Here is a 13194-nt window from a genome sequence, read left to right as displayed (position 1 = left end):
ACACCGTAGGCCGTCAGACCTACGGGTTTCATGACCTCAAAGACCTGATGGCCAAGGCCACACCTTTGCGGTCCGGAGATGTGCTGGCGGGCGTGGCCGCACACAGTGCCCAGGAGCGTGCGGCCGCGCAAATGGCGTTGGCGGCGATCCCGTTGCGTACTTTTTTGAATGAAGCACTGGTGCCCTATGAATCCGATGAAGTCACCCGGCTGATTCTTGATTCGCATGACGCCCAGGCATTTGCACCCGTCGCCCACCTGACCGTGGGCGATTTCCGCAACTGGCTCTTGAGCGATGCGGCGAACACGGCAGCGCTGCAGGCGCTGGCGCCGGGCATCACGCCGGAAATGGCGGCCGGAGTCAGCAAGCTCATGCGCAACCAGGACTTGATTTTGGTTGCCAAGAAATGCCGGGTTGTCACTGCCTTTCGCAATACGGTAGGCCTGCAGGGCCGCATGTCCACGCGCTTGCAGCCCAACCATCCCACCGACGATGCCACGGGCATCGCTGCAAGCCTGCTCGACGGGCTGTTGTACGGCAGTGGAGATGCCGTCATTGGCATCAACCCTGCGACCGACAACGTGGCGCAGGTGATGAAGCTGGTGCACATGATGGCCGACATCATTGCGCACTACGAGATACCTACCCAGTCGTGTGTGTTGACCCACGTTACCAACACCATTCAGGCGATTGAGCGCGGAGCTCCTGTGGACCTGGTGTTCCAGTCCATCGGCGGCACAGAGGCCACCAACAGCAGCTTCGGCTTGAATCTGGCCTTGCTGGCCGAGGCGCGCAGTGCAGCCCTCTCATTGCGGCGTGGCACGGTGGGCGACAACGTCATGTATTTCGAGACCGGGCAGGGCAGCGCTTTGTCGGCCAATGCCCACCATGGCATGGACCAGCAAACCTGCGAGGCTCGGGCCTACGCCGTGGCGCGGCAGTTCAAGCCCTTGTTGGTCAATACGGTGGTCGGCTTCATCGGCCCTGAATACCTGTTTGATGGCAAACAAATCATCCGCGCGGGATTGGAAGACCACTTCTGCGCCAAGCTGCTGGGTCTGCCGATGGGGTGTGACGTTTGTTACACCAACCATGCGGAAGCCGATCAAAACGATATGGATGTGTTGCTGACCCTGCTGGGGGCTGCCGGCTGCAATTTTGTGATGGGCATTCCTGGGTCTGACGACATCATGCTCAACTACCAGACCACGTCTTTCCACGATGCGCTGTATGTGCGCAAGGTGCTGGGTTTGCGCCCGGCGCCAGAGTTCGAAGTTTGGTTACAGCGCATGCAGATCTTTCAAGGCGAAGGCGACGCATTGACGCTGCACCCCGGCCTGCCTTCTGCTTTTGAAAAAGCACTGCAACAGATCGGCTGAAAATTACGCATGCGCGATTCGGTTTCTCCTGTCACTGCCAACCCGTGGGCGGCCTTGCGCCAGTTCACCGACGCCCGGATCGCCTTGGGGCGGGCCGGCACCAGTTTGCCCACTGCGGCCCATCTGGAGTTTCAGCTAGCCCATGCCCAAGCGCGGGATGCTGTGCATCGTCCTTTGGATGTTGACGCGCTGGCGGGGCCGCTCCAAGCGGCTTGGCCCGATGCGGGCGCTGCCCCCTTGTCATTGCACAGTGCGGTAACGGACCGCAACCAGTACCTGCAGCGGCCCGATCTGGGGCGCCGCCTGGATGTCGCCTCACGCGAGCGTCTGGAAAAGGCCTGCCCTGCACCGTCAGACGCTGCCGACATCGAAACGCGCACGTTTGACCTGGCGTTGGTCGTTGCCGATGGGCTATCGGCCTTGGCCATTGCACAAAACGCAGCGCCATTTTTGGCGGCACTGCGCGCGCGCATGGCCGATGACGGCTGGCGCGTAGCGCCCCTGTGTTTGGTGCGCGAGGCCCGGGTGGCCGTGGGTGATGAGATCGGCCAGGTGCTGGGCGCCAAGGCGGTGGTGGTGCTGATTGGCGAGCGCCCGGGCCTGAGTTCACCCGACAGCATGGGCTTATATCTGACCTGGATGCCCCGTGTGGGGCTGACGGATGCCAGCCGCAACTGTATTTCGAATGTGCGCCCGGCGGGTCTTTCGTATGACGCCGCCGCCTTCAAGCTGCATTACCTGCTGACGCAGGCGCGTCAACGCAAGCTCTCCGGGGTTGATTTGAAAGACGAAACGGCCACGGCGCCGAACACGTTGGCGGTGGCGCACAGTAACTTCTTGCTTGCGTGAGCCACGCCATGTATGGCGAGGCCAGGCGCTTTGGGGGGGGCAAGAAACCCTCAGCCGGGAGGTCGCGCTCACCCGTGTCGTAGTTGAAGCCCAGCACCGTGGCACCCGCAGGAATTTCCCACAGCCTCTACCGGCAGGGCGGCGAGCGGGAGTTTGGGTTCGGTAATGCGGATCATGTGGGCTTGTGGTTATCAAGCTGACCGCAGTGATAAGGGGTGTACGCCCGTTGGACACGCGCGCTACACGCGAATGGGGGACTGTGGCAATCCAGTGATGGGCGGCTGATACTGCGCGATCCAGGCGGGCAGGTCCTGGGAGGGCATGGGTTTGGCGATGAAATAGCCCTGTATGAAGTCGCACCCCAAGGCCGCCAACTGGTCCCAGTCGCCCTGGGTTTCCACGCCTTCTGCAACTGCCTTGCGGCCCAGGTCGTGCACTAGGTCAATGGTCGATCTCACGATGAGCGCGGAGTCTTTGCTGGTCGACATGCTTCGAACAAACGACTGGTCGATCTTGATGTAGTCCACCGGCATTTTCTGCAGGTAGGCCAGGGAGGAGTAGCCGGTACCGAAGTCATCGACGTAGAGCGGAATGCCTTCGTTGCGCAAACTGTGCAGCACCTGGAGTGCAAATTCCGGGTCGTCCATGACGGAGCTCTCGGTGATCTCCAGTTCCAATAGACCTGCACCGGCACTCCAGGTGGCGCGGAGCTGGCGAATCTTTTCCAGCAGGTTTTCATCGCGCAGATTACGTGCCGACAGGTTCAGCGCAATGGGCAACGCGCAGCCCTGGCGTTGCCATGCATGGTTCAGGCGCAGTCCAGTCTCTATAACCCATTCCGTGAGGGGTTTGATCAGGCCGGTGTGCTCCGCCAGACTGATGAATTCACTGGGGGGAATCAGGCCACGTTCGGCATGCTTCCAGCGCACCAGTCCTTCGGCGCCACAGACTTTGCCGCTGGCCACTTCAACTTTGGGTTGCAGGTACAGCAGCAAGTCACCGTTTTCGATGGCACGCCGCAGCTCACTGGCGACGCTCAGGCGGCGTGACTGCTCCTGGCTCTGCGCAGGATCAAAAATGACGTGGCTGATGCCCTGGCGTTTGGCTTGGTTCACTGCGCTGTCGACGTGGCGGTACAAGTCATGGGGCGTGGCCCCATGCTCCGGGAAAAATGCCACCCCAATGCGGGCAGAGACATCCAGTGGAATGTCCGCAATAGGAAAGGGTTGTGCCAGCACTGCGCCGACCTGTTGCACGATTGCCAAAGCGGCTTCAGCATGGCTATCAGGCAGCAGGATGGCAAATTCGTCACCGCGCAGACGTGCTACCAAAGCCGTATCTGGCACGGTTGCGACTAGCCGTGCGCTGAATGCCCTCAACAACTGATCGCCGTGACTGAAACCCAGCGCATCGTTGATCTCATTCAGGCGGTCAATGTTGACCTGCAGCAAGGCGAAGGCTTGATTGAACTGCCTGCCGCTTTCAATGGCTGCCGTCAAAAAATCCGAAAACTGGGTCTCATTGGGCAGGCTGGTAAGTTTGTCGTAACGCGTCAGTCGGTGCATGGCCTCCTGGGTTTCCCGCTGCGCCTGACGGGTGCGCAGCGTGGAAATGCCGAATGCAAGGTCATCGGCCAGTTCGGTTAACAGTGCTTGCTCGTCCAGGCTGATGGCATCCGGTTCTGCGCCATAGATGGCCAGTGTGCCGATGACTTCTCCGCCCACCTGCACCGGGCATGCGACCACGCAGGCTATGCCGTGCAGGCTATCGCGCCATTGGTGATAACTCGCATCAGCGAGCATATTGGTGACAGCCTGCGTTTGGCCGGTACGGATGGCCTTGGCAACGGCGCCCTGTCCTTTTTCGTTGTCCGCCCAGGTGACTTTCAACTGGTTCAGTGCTGACAGGCCCGCTGGATAACCTTCGCCAGCCATAGGTGTCAGCGATTGGGACGCGTCATTATTTTTGTACCAGACCGCTACCGCCGGGTAGCTGCCCGCATCCACAATGGCCCGGCACATGCTGTCAAGCAAATCCTGTTCATCCGCGGCGCGCAGCATGGACCGATTGCCTGCGCTAAGGGTCTTTAGTGCACGGCCCGTGCGCTCCAGTGTGTGGATATGGTGTTCCAGCTCGGTGTTGAGTGTCTGGATTTTTTCTTCGGCGTGCTTACGCTCGGTGATATCCGATATGAGTACGTAGTAACCCAGGACCTGGTTTTGTGCGGTGCGTTTCGGTACATAACTGACAAGCTGCCAGGCGTCCGGGAACGGCTGCCAGTCGTAGCTCCGCGGATTACCTTGCAGGACATCGGCAATCATGGGGGCAACCGTCGTGTAGAGAGCGTCGCCAAGAATCTCACGTACTGTGCAACCTGTGATTTCTGCACGCTCTGGTGCAAAACGGCCGTGGTACTGGGCGTTGGCGTAGACATAACGTTGGTCCGCATCCACATAGGCAATCAGGGCCGGCAGGTTGTTGATGACGCTGCGCAAATGGTCCTCGCTGTCACGCAACTGCTCCGTGCGCTGCGCTACGCGCTGTTCCAGCAACTCGTTTTGCTGGCGGATGGTGTGTTCTGCCTGGCGGGCGGCCGTCACATCACGAAAAACCAGAACTACGCCCGTCACCGTTCCAGTGGCGTTGCGAATCGGGGCTGCACTGTCGGATATGGGGCGCTCGCTGCCATCGCGTGCAATGAGCACTGTATGCTGCTCCAACTCCTGCGTTTCACCGGTTTCCAGCGCCTGGGCTACGGGCACTACAGCGGGCCGACGCGTGAATTCGTTGATGATGTTGAACACCTCATCCACACTGTGGCCCAGTGCGTCAGCCATGGCCCAGCCTGTCAGGGTTTCCGCCACCGGATTCATGCGCGTGATGCGCGCATGGGCGTCTGTCGCCATGACGGCGTCACCAATGGAATACAGGGTGATGGACAGGTTTTCTTCGCTTTCGGCCAGTGCGCGCTGGCTGGCCGCCGTTGCGCGTACCTGTCGCCGGATGACTGCATACGTGCCAGTGAGAAGCAAGAGCAATAAACCCGACACCACAGCCCCCGCTACCACCAGAGTTTTGCGCGCTTGCAACTGTCCGGCAGTCCGTTGTTGCAGCAAGCGATGTTCTTCCTCGTCCATGGCATCGAGAATCTGGTAGACAGCCTCCCGTGTCTGCTGCAATGGGGCTGTCGCCACAAAGGCGTTCGCTGCGGCAGAACCCTCAGTCTTGCGAAGTTCCTCGATTTTTCGGGAAAGGGCAAGTCGTTGGTTGAGAACTCCGCGCAGTTGGTCCCAGCGCGCCTCTTGGTTGGGGTTGTTGGATGTCAACGCTTTGAGCTTGCCCAACAACACTTCCCGTTCGGCGATGGCTGTATTCCGCTCGGCAATGCGGGCAGGGTCACCGGAAATGCGGTAGCTCTGTGTGGCGTATTCAATCTGCAAGGTTGCTACGCGTGTACGTGCCAGGCCGTCAAGCACTGCATGGGTATGCGCAACGAGGCGCGAAGCCTCTTCTTCATCCTTGGACATCCGCCAAGTGGTGGTGGCAAGGCTTGTCACCACCAGCATGGCTGCGCCAAATGCCACCAGTACCTTGACTTCGAAGCTGGCGAAATGTGTCATGGAGGGTTTCATTTTTTTGCTCCCTTGAACTCCTGACTGCAAAGCCATTGTGCGCCTCGGGGCCTGGAATAGCCATGCCCGGTAAAACCCTTGTGTTTGGGTCAGGCGCGCATGCGCACATGCACAAAAAAAGCCCTGCGTAGCAGGGCTGGGTCCTTGGTGCCGGATAACGGCGGTGGCTCAGGCCGGCAAGAAACCTTCGACGGACAAATAACGCTCACCGGTGTCGTAGTTGAACCCCAGCACCGTGCTGCCTGCGGGAATCTCGGGTAGCTTCTGCGCGATGGCGGCCAGCGTGGCACCGCTGGAGATGCCCACCAGGACGCCCTCTTCACGTGCGCTGCGACGTGCGTATTCGCGGGCCGGCTCGGCGTCGACCTGGATCACGCCGTCCAGCAATTCCGTCTTCAGATTCTTCGGGATGAAGCCCGCACCAATGCCCTGGATGGGGTGGGGGGACGGTGCACCGCCCGATATCACCGGGGAAGCGGTGGGCTCCACCGCGTAGACCTTGAGCTGCGGCCACTTTGCCTTGAGCACTTTGGCCACACCACTGATGTGGCCGCCGGTGCCTACGCCGGTGATGATGACGTCGATCCCATGGGGGAAATCCGCCAGGATTTCCTGGGCTGTGGTGCGTTCGTGTACTTCGATGTTGGCGGGGTTTTCAAACTGTTGCGGAATCCACGCACCGGGCGTTTGCTCCGCCAGTTCCTGCGCGCGGGCGATAGCGCCTTTCATGCCCTTTTCACGCGGTGTCAGGTCGAAGGTGGCGCCGTAGGCCAGCATCAGGCGGCGGCGCTCAATGGACATGCTGTCGGGCATGACAAGAATGAGTTTGTAACCCTTGACTGCGGCTACCAGCGCCAGACCGACACCGGTGTTGCCCGAGGTGGGTTCGATGATGGTGGCGCCGGGTTTCAGGGCGCCGCTTTTCTCGGCGTCTTCCACCATGGCCAGCGCGATGCGGTCCTTGATGGAGCCGCCGGGGTTGCTGCGTTCTGATTTCACAAATACCTTGTGCGTGCTGCCAAACAGGCGGTTGATGCGCACATGCGGGGTATTGCCGATGGTTTGCAGGATGTTTTCGAATGGCATGGAAGGCTCCGAAAGAGTGACAACAACCCCATTCTGTGCCAAATCTTCAATCAGAACCGGTATATGCATATCCGCGTCCCCGATAATCGGGGGGTGAAGCCCGCCAGACCACCGCTGGTGCAATCTGGGAAACCAGGCACTGGAGGAACGTCCGGACTGCACAGGGCAGCGTAGCAGTTAACGACTGTCCACTGACAAGCTTTCCACGCAAGTGGTGGGCCCTAAGGTGAGGATTAGAGCAACAGAGACGAGTCAATGTAGGCATCCCGTCGGGTGTTCTACGCGTACAGCGCGGCGCAAGCCGTGCCCCGGGCAACCGGGAACGCGTAGCCACCCAATGCGGGCAAGGCCCGCATTGGGTGAAACGGGCAATCTCTACGCGCAGCAATACCAAGTAGGCACACGTTGACGGGGCCCCCGGAGTGTGCGGGTAGGTAGCACCGAGCCGCTGGGTGACCAGCGGCCCAGATTAATGGTGGTCACATGCGGGGAAACCCGCATGCACAGAATCCGGCTTATCGGTGGGCTTCACACTTATTTTGTTGTATGGTTAACCTTCCATTGTTCTTTGAGGGGGACACCATGCGACCGATTGCAGAATTGTTGAAAAAACACGGCGGTACGATATGGAGCCTGCATCCTCAGGAAACCGTATATGACGCGCTGAAATCCCTGTCCGACAAGGACGTGGGCGCGCTGATGGTGATGGAGGAGGGGCGCCTGGTGGGCGTGTTCTCCGAGCGTGACTACACCCGCAAAATCGCACTGGCGGGCAAGGCCTCGCGTGATACCCGCGTGGCGGAAATCATGACGGCCCGGGTTCTCACCGTGACCCCCAAAACCTCTACCGATGACTGCATGGCACTGATGAGCCAGAAGAAGATCCGCCACTTGCCGGTGGTGGAGGGTGACAAGGTGCTGGGCATGATTTCGATCCGCGACCTGATGGACGACATCATCCAGGACCGCGAGCAGACCATCACCCAGTTGCAGAATTACATCGCGTCCTGAGGGTGCTCACAAAAAAAGCCCGGCGTGCCGGGCTTTTTTACATGGGTGCGTGACCCAGACCGCGCCAAGCGCGCTTCAGTACTTGATCTGCAGGCCCAGGCTGAACAGGTTGATGTCGGTTGCGACACGTTCCAGTTCGGTGCGCAGGCCCAACTTGTCATTGAATTGGTAAGTCAAGCCCACACCGTAGCTCAGGCTGCTCTTGTCTTCGTTGGTGCTGACCGTGATGCCGCCACCGGAACCTGTACCTTTGACATTGGCCATCGTCAGGCCGGCCTTGCCGAAGAAGGACAGGTCGTTGTTCACAGGTGCAATGCCCACGGCCGCCACGGTGTAACCGATGGTCTTGATGTCTGTGTTCAGCGTGCCGGTCGCGTGGGTTGCGCTGTAGCTCATGGAACCCAGGTCCAGATAACCGCCTTCGACGGCAAAGTTGGGCGTGAACTGGTAGCCCAGCAGAAACTTGTAACCGCTGCCATTGCTGCCCATGTTGGATTGCACATTGGATGCGCCGGCGCGTACCAGTGCGGCATCGTTGTCCGCTTGTGCCGTGCCGCTGTAGGTGGTGGCACCAGCGCTCACCACGATGTATTTGTCGCCGGCCCAGGCAGTGCTGGAGAGGCAGGCGGTGGCAGCCAGGGCGATGGCGGTGCGGGTGATCAGGGTTCGCATGGTTCACTTCCTCTTTGGATAGACAACGCCGCCCAGGACTGTGGCAGCAAGACGAGATAACACATCCTCACATCATAGGCGCAGAAGCGCTGGGCAAGGGCGTGGGCTGGGGGGTAAATCGGGGGTATTTGTCCAGTTCGGCGCGTTATGCGAATAGCGTCAAAAGCGCTCATGTCCCGTCAGGTAACGCCATTGGCCCACCGGTAAATCACGCAGCGCCACACGGCCCAGGCGGATGCGGCGCAGGCCCAGCAACTCCAACTGGGTTTTCTCACACAGGTAGGCCACCAAGCCTGGGTGGGCGCCCTTGATGGCGAAGCGCAGCTTGCTGCTCTCGGGGTTGCTGCTGCCGATGCTGCATTTGGCGTGGGGCAGCGGGTCGCGCTCGTTGTTCAGGGCGCGGTCCAATTTCTGCAGGGCCTCCGGGCCGACTTCGCCACGCACCTCGGCAATCAGTTCGTGCTCCATGGCGTCCATGTCTTCGGTGAGCTTGCGCGTGGTGCGCCAGTCCTGCGTGAACACCAGCAGCCCGCTGGCGCCGTTTTCCAGCGGCACGGCAGATTCCAGGTTGCTGAAATGGCGTTTGAGGGGGCGTGTGCCCGATGCGTCCTGCGCCCACAGCGTGGCCAGGCCCAGCAGGGCGGTCGCCTTCTCCTGGGTCAGCCCTGCGGGTTTGTGCAGCACCAGCGTGATGGGCGTGAGGTTCAACAGGCTGGCGCTGGGGTCTACGACAACGCGTTGCCGCAGCACGCGGAACGCCGGCTCTTCCACCACCACGCCGTCCACCTGCACCCAGCCGCCCGCGATGTACTGCTCGGCCTCGCTGCGCGAGCAGGCTTTGAGCTGCATCACCTGTTTGGACAGGCGTTCGCCCGTGGCCGCTGGCGCTGCGGTGGGCTTGGCCGGTGTGGCGCGGGAGAATTTACGTGGGACTGTCATGCTGCGATGGTAAAGCCATCGCCACCCTTGTGACATGCCGCGTGGGCGTTTACCAGCTTTGCGGGTCAAGCCGATAAAACTGCGCCAGCTCTTGGTACAGCGCCGGGTGCTCCGTGGCCATACGCTGAGGTTGTTCAAAAAACACCTCGGACACCACCGCGAAGAACTCGGCCGGCTCGGTGGCGCCATACGCGTCGAACAACGTTTCCTCGTGTTGCTCGGTGCTGTGCTGCAGGGCTTCGAACTCGGCCTGCAGCACGGCTGCCCAGCGCGCATAGTGTTCTGTGCGCGAGAGCACAGGGGCGCCGTTGGCGCTGCCGGTTTCCTGGTCCAGTTGGTGGGCGAATTCGTGGATCACCACGTTGCGTCCGTCGTCCACGGTGGCTGCGCCCTCCAGCGCGTCCTGCCAGGACAGCACCACCTGCCCGTGCGCCCAGGACTCACCGGCCAGCACATCGCGGCCACTGTGGGCCACACCCGCGCTATCGGTGTGGGCACGCGGCACCACAAAACTCCCGGGGTAGACCAGGATCTGGCGCAGCCCGGGGTAGTAGTGCGCCGGGCGGTTCAGCAGCAACAGGCAGGCCTGGGCCGCAATCGTGACGCGCACCTCGTCGGTGATGACCTGGCCCGCACAGCCAAGAAAGGCCTTTTCGGCAATAAAGACCTGGATGTGTTTTTTGAGCTGCAACTGCAGATCGGCCGGCATGGCGCGCACATACGGCACGCGTCGGCGCAATATGTCGCGCCAGGCATCGGGAAACGGCTGGGCGGCAATGGCCGCGCGTTTGCGCGCCAGCCAGTAGGGCTGGCCAAGCAGCCAGACGGCAAACAGCGCCGCCAGGAGCGTGAGGACCAGAAGAGGCATGGCGTGCGCCTAAACGCGAAGTGGAGCAAGCCTGCATCTGGGCATGGCAGGTCCGCTTTTCAAGGGGCTGGGCGCCCCTGCAGCGACTGGATACGTTCCACGTGCGCCAGCAGCGAGCGCTTGGCCACGGGCCAGATGCGCGAGGGCACATCGTCGTAGGCCAGCGGCAGCCAGTCGTCCAGCGTGCCCTGCGGATTGGCCTGCATCACGGCGGCAATCTTGGCCTCGCGTTTGAGGCGGTGGGCCTTGAGCTGGGCAATCGCCCCCAGCGCGCCGTCGATCACATGGCCGTGCGCGGGCAGGATGAAGCGCACGTGGTGCTCCGCACAGGCCGCGCTCAGTGTGTCCAGCGAGTTGATGTAGTCCGCCATGTTGCCGTCGGGCGGGTCTACCACCGTGGTGCTGCCGTTGAGCACATGGTCACCAGTGAACAGCAGGCCGTCTTCCTGCAGCAGCAAACACAGGTGGTTGGCCGCGTGGCCCGGGGTGTGGATCACCTGCAAGGTGTGTGAATTCAGTGCCAAATTGGCCTCTGGCCCGCGTGGGGTATGCGCAAGAAGCTCCTGATTTGATAGCGATCTGTCGGGTGTGAAGGCGCTCGCCGCACGCGCTGTGGGGGCCGATGGCAGGCCCAGGATGGGCGGTTGGTGCGCGCACAGCGCCTGCAGCGGTGCAGCGCCGGGCGAATGGTCGGGGTGCGAGTGGGTGCAGACGATGCGCAGCAGGTTGCCGCCGCTGCCGTCCGGGTGTACCGCGGCGCGCCACAGGCGGGCGATGTGGTCGGCGTCGGCCGGGCCGGGGTCGATGGCGGTGAAGCCGGTGTGTGCGTCGCCTACCAGGTAGCTGTTGGTGCCGGGGCCGGTCATCACGCCGGGGTTGGGTGCGGTCAGGCGCAGCACGTTGCGCAAGAGCGGCACCGGCGCGTCGGTTTGCCAATCGCCTGTGGTGGGGACGCCGCTGGCAAGAAGTTGGTGGGGACGGGTCATGCGGGGCATTGTGACGCCAAACACGCTGCGGCGGCGTGTGTGGGGGCTGACGGCCTGTACGTTTTGCTCCGTGTCCTCCGCCCGCTTTGCGGGCTCCCCCTTTACCTACGCAAAACGCACAGACCGTCAGCTCTTCGCTGCGTGGAGTGGTCTGGGAGGGCGATAATTGCCGCATGCGCATTCCATTCACCAAAATGCAGGGGGCCGGCAACGACTTTGTTGTGCTGGACGAAACCCAAGGCCGCCTGGGCCTGGGCGCTGCGCACTACCGCTTTCTGGGCGACCGCCACTTTGGGGTGGGCGCGGACCAGATACTGACCGTGCGGCCCGCACCGTCCGCCGATGTGGACTTTGAATACGTGATCCACAACGCCGATGGCAACGAGGTGGAGCAGTGTGGCAATGGCGCGCGCTGCTTTGCCCGTTTTGTGCACGACCGCGGCCTGACCACCAAAGACACCATCCGCGTGCAGACCATGAAGGGCGTGATTGCGCCCCGCCTCACGGCCGATGGCCGCGTGACGGTCGACATGGGGCCGCCGCGTTTTGTGCTGGAAGACATTCCGTTTGATGGCGCCGGTTTGGCCTGGCAACCTATGGGTTCATGGGGAAATTGGCCTCTAGTCCTTGTGGATAGTGCGCAAGTAGCTCCGCTTTTGATAGCAACTGTGTCCATGGGTAACCCGCATGCGGTGACCCTGGTGGACAACGTGGACACGGCGCCTGTAGTTGCACAGGGCCCGCAGGTGCAGGCCAGCCCGCGGTTTCCCGAAGGCGTGAACGTGGGCTTCATGCAGGTGGTGAACCGCAGCCACATCCGCCTGCGGGTGTTTGAGCGCGGCGTGGGTGAAACGCTGGCCTGCGGCACGGGTGCCTGCGCGGCCGTGGTGGCCGGTATTCGCCTGGGGCTGCTGGATGCCACGGTGGACGTGCAAACCCACGGCGGTGTGCTGACCATTAACTGGGCTGGTGCGGATGCACCGGTCTTCATGACGGGGCCGGCCACCACCGTGTTCCAGGGTGAAATTGAACTACCTGACAACTTGACAGACAACCCATGACCACTCCAGAGAATTCCGCCTTGAACAACCCCATCACCGAAGACGACATTGCCCACTACCTGGCCAATACGCCGGACTTCTTCCAGCGCCACGCCGAGTTGTTGGCCGCGGTGCAGTTCACCAGCCCGCACAGCCACCGCGCGGTGAGCCTGCAGGAGCGCCAGGCCGAGATGCTGCGCGAGAAGATCAAGCTGCTGGAGCAGCGCATGATGGAGATGATCCGCAACGGCAATGAAAACGTGCTGCTGTCGGACAAGATTTTGCGCTGGGCCCGTACGCTGTTGCTGTCCAACGACGCGTTGTCGCTGCCCGAGCAAATCGTGCTGGAACTCACCGTGCACTTCGCCGTGCCCCAGGTGGGCCTGCGCCTCTGGGATGTGGCGCCCGAACATGCTGGCCTCGGCATTGCCCAGGGCGTGAGCGACGATGCCAAGGTGTTTGCCTCGTCCCTGACGGAGCCGTTCTGCGGCCTCAACACCGGCTTTGAAGCCGTGAACTGGGTGGAAGACCCCAAGGCGGTCGCGTCCCTGGCGCTGATCCCCCTGCGCAATGGCCCGGCTGGCAGCGCAGAACCCGCCTTTGGCATGCTGGTGCTGGCCTCCAGCGATGCCTACCGTTTCAACAGCGGCATGGGCACCGAGTTCCTGGCCCGCATTGGTGAACTGGCCGGTGCGGCGCTGTCTCGCTTGAGGTAATAACGTGGGTGATGCT

The 13194-nt window shown here is 61.8% G+C and carries 10 protein-coding genes, 1 other RNA gene and 1 pseudogene; 6 read left to right on the top strand and 6 right to left on the bottom strand.

What is annotated here, in order from left to right:
* Positions 1-47: 47 nt before the first annotated feature.
* Both RS694_RS17350 and eutC read left to right on the top strand, forming a co-directional pair.
* Positions 48-1379: an ethanolamine ammonia-lyase subunit EutB gene (locus RS694_RS17350; RefSeq protein ID WP_241464031.1), complete on the top strand. Its 1332-nt coding sequence runs from the start codon at positions 48-50 to the stop codon at positions 1377-1379.
* A 9-nt stretch (positions 1380-1388) separates the two neighbouring features.
* On the top strand, positions 1389-2228 hold the full coding sequence (gene eutC / locus RS694_RS17345; protein WP_029707839.1) for an ethanolamine ammonia-lyase subunit EutC: 840 nt from the start codon (positions 1389-1391) through the stop codon (positions 2226-2228).
* Between the two features lie 239 nt (positions 2229-2467).
* On the opposite strand, the gene RS694_RS17340 is transcribed toward eutC, so the two are convergent.
* Both RS694_RS17340 and cysK read right to left on the bottom strand, forming a co-directional pair.
* A complete protein-coding gene (locus RS694_RS17340) occupies positions 2468-5860 on the bottom strand; it encodes an EAL domain-containing protein (protein WP_241464027.1) in 3393 nt (1130 codons plus the stop codon).
* 168 nt (positions 5861-6028) lie between these two features.
* Positions 6029-6946 carry a cysteine synthase A gene (gene cysK / locus RS694_RS17335; RefSeq protein ID WP_076069859.1) on the bottom strand — a complete coding sequence of 306 codons (918 nt, stop codon included), beginning with the start codon at positions 6944-6946 and terminating at the stop codon, positions 6029-6031.
* Between the two features lie 95 nt (positions 6947-7041).
* Here cysK and rnpB point away from each other — a divergent pair.
* An RNA gene (rnpB, locus tag RS694_RS17330) (RNase P RNA component class A) lies at positions 7042-7480 on the top strand.
* 48 nt (positions 7481-7528) lie between these two features.
* Positions 7529-7957 carry a CBS domain-containing protein gene (locus tag RS694_RS17325; RefSeq protein ID WP_029707836.1) on the top strand — a complete coding sequence of 143 codons (429 nt, stop codon included), beginning with the start codon at positions 7529-7531 and terminating at the stop codon, positions 7955-7957.
* A 75-nt stretch (positions 7958-8032) separates the two neighbouring features.
* On the opposite strand, the gene RS694_RS17320 is transcribed toward RS694_RS17325, so the two are convergent.
* The 4 genes and pseudogenes from RS694_RS17320 to RS694_RS17305 form a co-directional block, all read right to left on the bottom strand.
* The gene (locus RS694_RS17320) at positions 8033-8629 is read right to left on the bottom strand and encodes an outer membrane beta-barrel protein (protein ID WP_051391885.1); all 597 of its coding nucleotides are present in this window, start codon (positions 8627-8629) and stop codon (positions 8033-8035) included.
* A 159-nt stretch (positions 8630-8788) separates the two neighbouring features.
* Positions 8789-9568, bottom strand: coding sequence for an RNA pseudouridine synthase (locus tag RS694_RS17315; RefSeq protein WP_081708634.1), 780 nt, complete (start codon positions 9566-9568; stop codon positions 8789-8791).
* Between the two features lie 49 nt (positions 9569-9617).
* Positions 9618-10436, bottom strand: a complete 819-nt coding sequence (locus tag RS694_RS17310; RefSeq protein ID WP_029707833.1) for a M90 family metallopeptidase — start codon at positions 10434-10436, stop codon at positions 9618-9620.
* Between the two features lie 59 nt (positions 10437-10495).
* A pseudogene (locus RS694_RS17305) lies at positions 10496-11374 on the bottom strand (MBL fold metallo-hydrolase); the annotation flags it as partial.
* 221 nt (positions 11375-11595) lie between these two features.
* On the opposite strand from RS694_RS17305, the gene dapF reads away from it, so the two are divergent.
* Positions 11596-12483, top strand: coding sequence for a diaminopimelate epimerase (gene dapF, locus RS694_RS17300; RefSeq protein WP_029707829.1), 888 nt, complete (start codon positions 11596-11598; stop codon positions 12481-12483).
* On the top strand, positions 12480-13178 hold the full coding sequence (locus RS694_RS17295; protein WP_029707827.1) for a DUF484 family protein: 699 nt from the start codon (positions 12480-12482) through the stop codon (positions 13176-13178). Before dapF ends, RS694_RS17295 begins: the two co-directional genes overlap by 4 nt.
* Positions 13179-13194: the final 16 nt, after the last annotated feature.

This window comes from Rhodoferax saidenbachensis (genome assembly GCF_001955715.1).
Taxonomy (GTDB): Bacteria; Pseudomonadota; Gammaproteobacteria; order Burkholderiales; family Burkholderiaceae_C; genus Allorhodoferax; species Allorhodoferax saidenbachensis.
This window is presented reverse-complemented; position numbering and strand designations above follow the sequence as displayed.

What these genes read in the sequence shown, in the direction of transcription:
- RS694_RS17310 (WP_029707833.1), bottom strand. Translation starts at nt 10,436, where the DNA reads ATGCCTCTTCTGGTCCTCACGCTCCTGGCGGCGCTGTTTGCCGTCTGG.
- RS694_RS17350 (WP_241464031.1), top strand. Translation starts at nt 48, where the DNA reads ATGGCCAAGGCCACACCTTTGCGGTCCGGAGATGTGCTGGCGGGCGTG.
- RS694_RS17295 (WP_029707827.1), top strand. Translation starts at nt 12,480, where the DNA reads ATGACCACTCCAGAGAATTCCGCCTTGAACAACCCCATCACCGAAGAC.
- RS694_RS17325 (WP_029707836.1), top strand. Translation starts at nt 7,529, where the DNA reads ATGCGACCGATTGCAGAATTGTTGAAAAAACACGGCGGTACGATATGG.
- eutC (WP_029707839.1), top strand. Translation starts at nt 1,389, where the DNA reads ATGCGCGATTCGGTTTCTCCTGTCACTGCCAACCCGTGGGCGGCCTTG.
- RS694_RS17340 (WP_241464027.1), bottom strand. Translation starts at nt 5,860, where the DNA reads ATGAAACCCTCCATGACACATTTCGCCAGCTTCGAAGTCAAGGTACTG.
- cysK (WP_076069859.1), bottom strand. Translation starts at nt 6,946, where the DNA reads ATGCCATTCGAAAACATCCTGCAAACCATCGGCAATACCCCGCATGTG.
- RS694_RS17315 (WP_081708634.1), bottom strand. Translation starts at nt 9,568, where the DNA reads ATGACAGTCCCACGTAAATTCTCCCGCGCCACACCGGCCAAGCCCACC.
- RS694_RS17320 (WP_051391885.1), bottom strand. Translation starts at nt 8,629, where the DNA reads ATGCGAACCCTGATCACCCGCACCGCCATCGCCCTGGCTGCCACCGCC.
- dapF (WP_029707829.1), top strand. Translation starts at nt 11,596, where the DNA reads ATGCGCATTCCATTCACCAAAATGCAGGGGGCCGGCAACGACTTTGTT.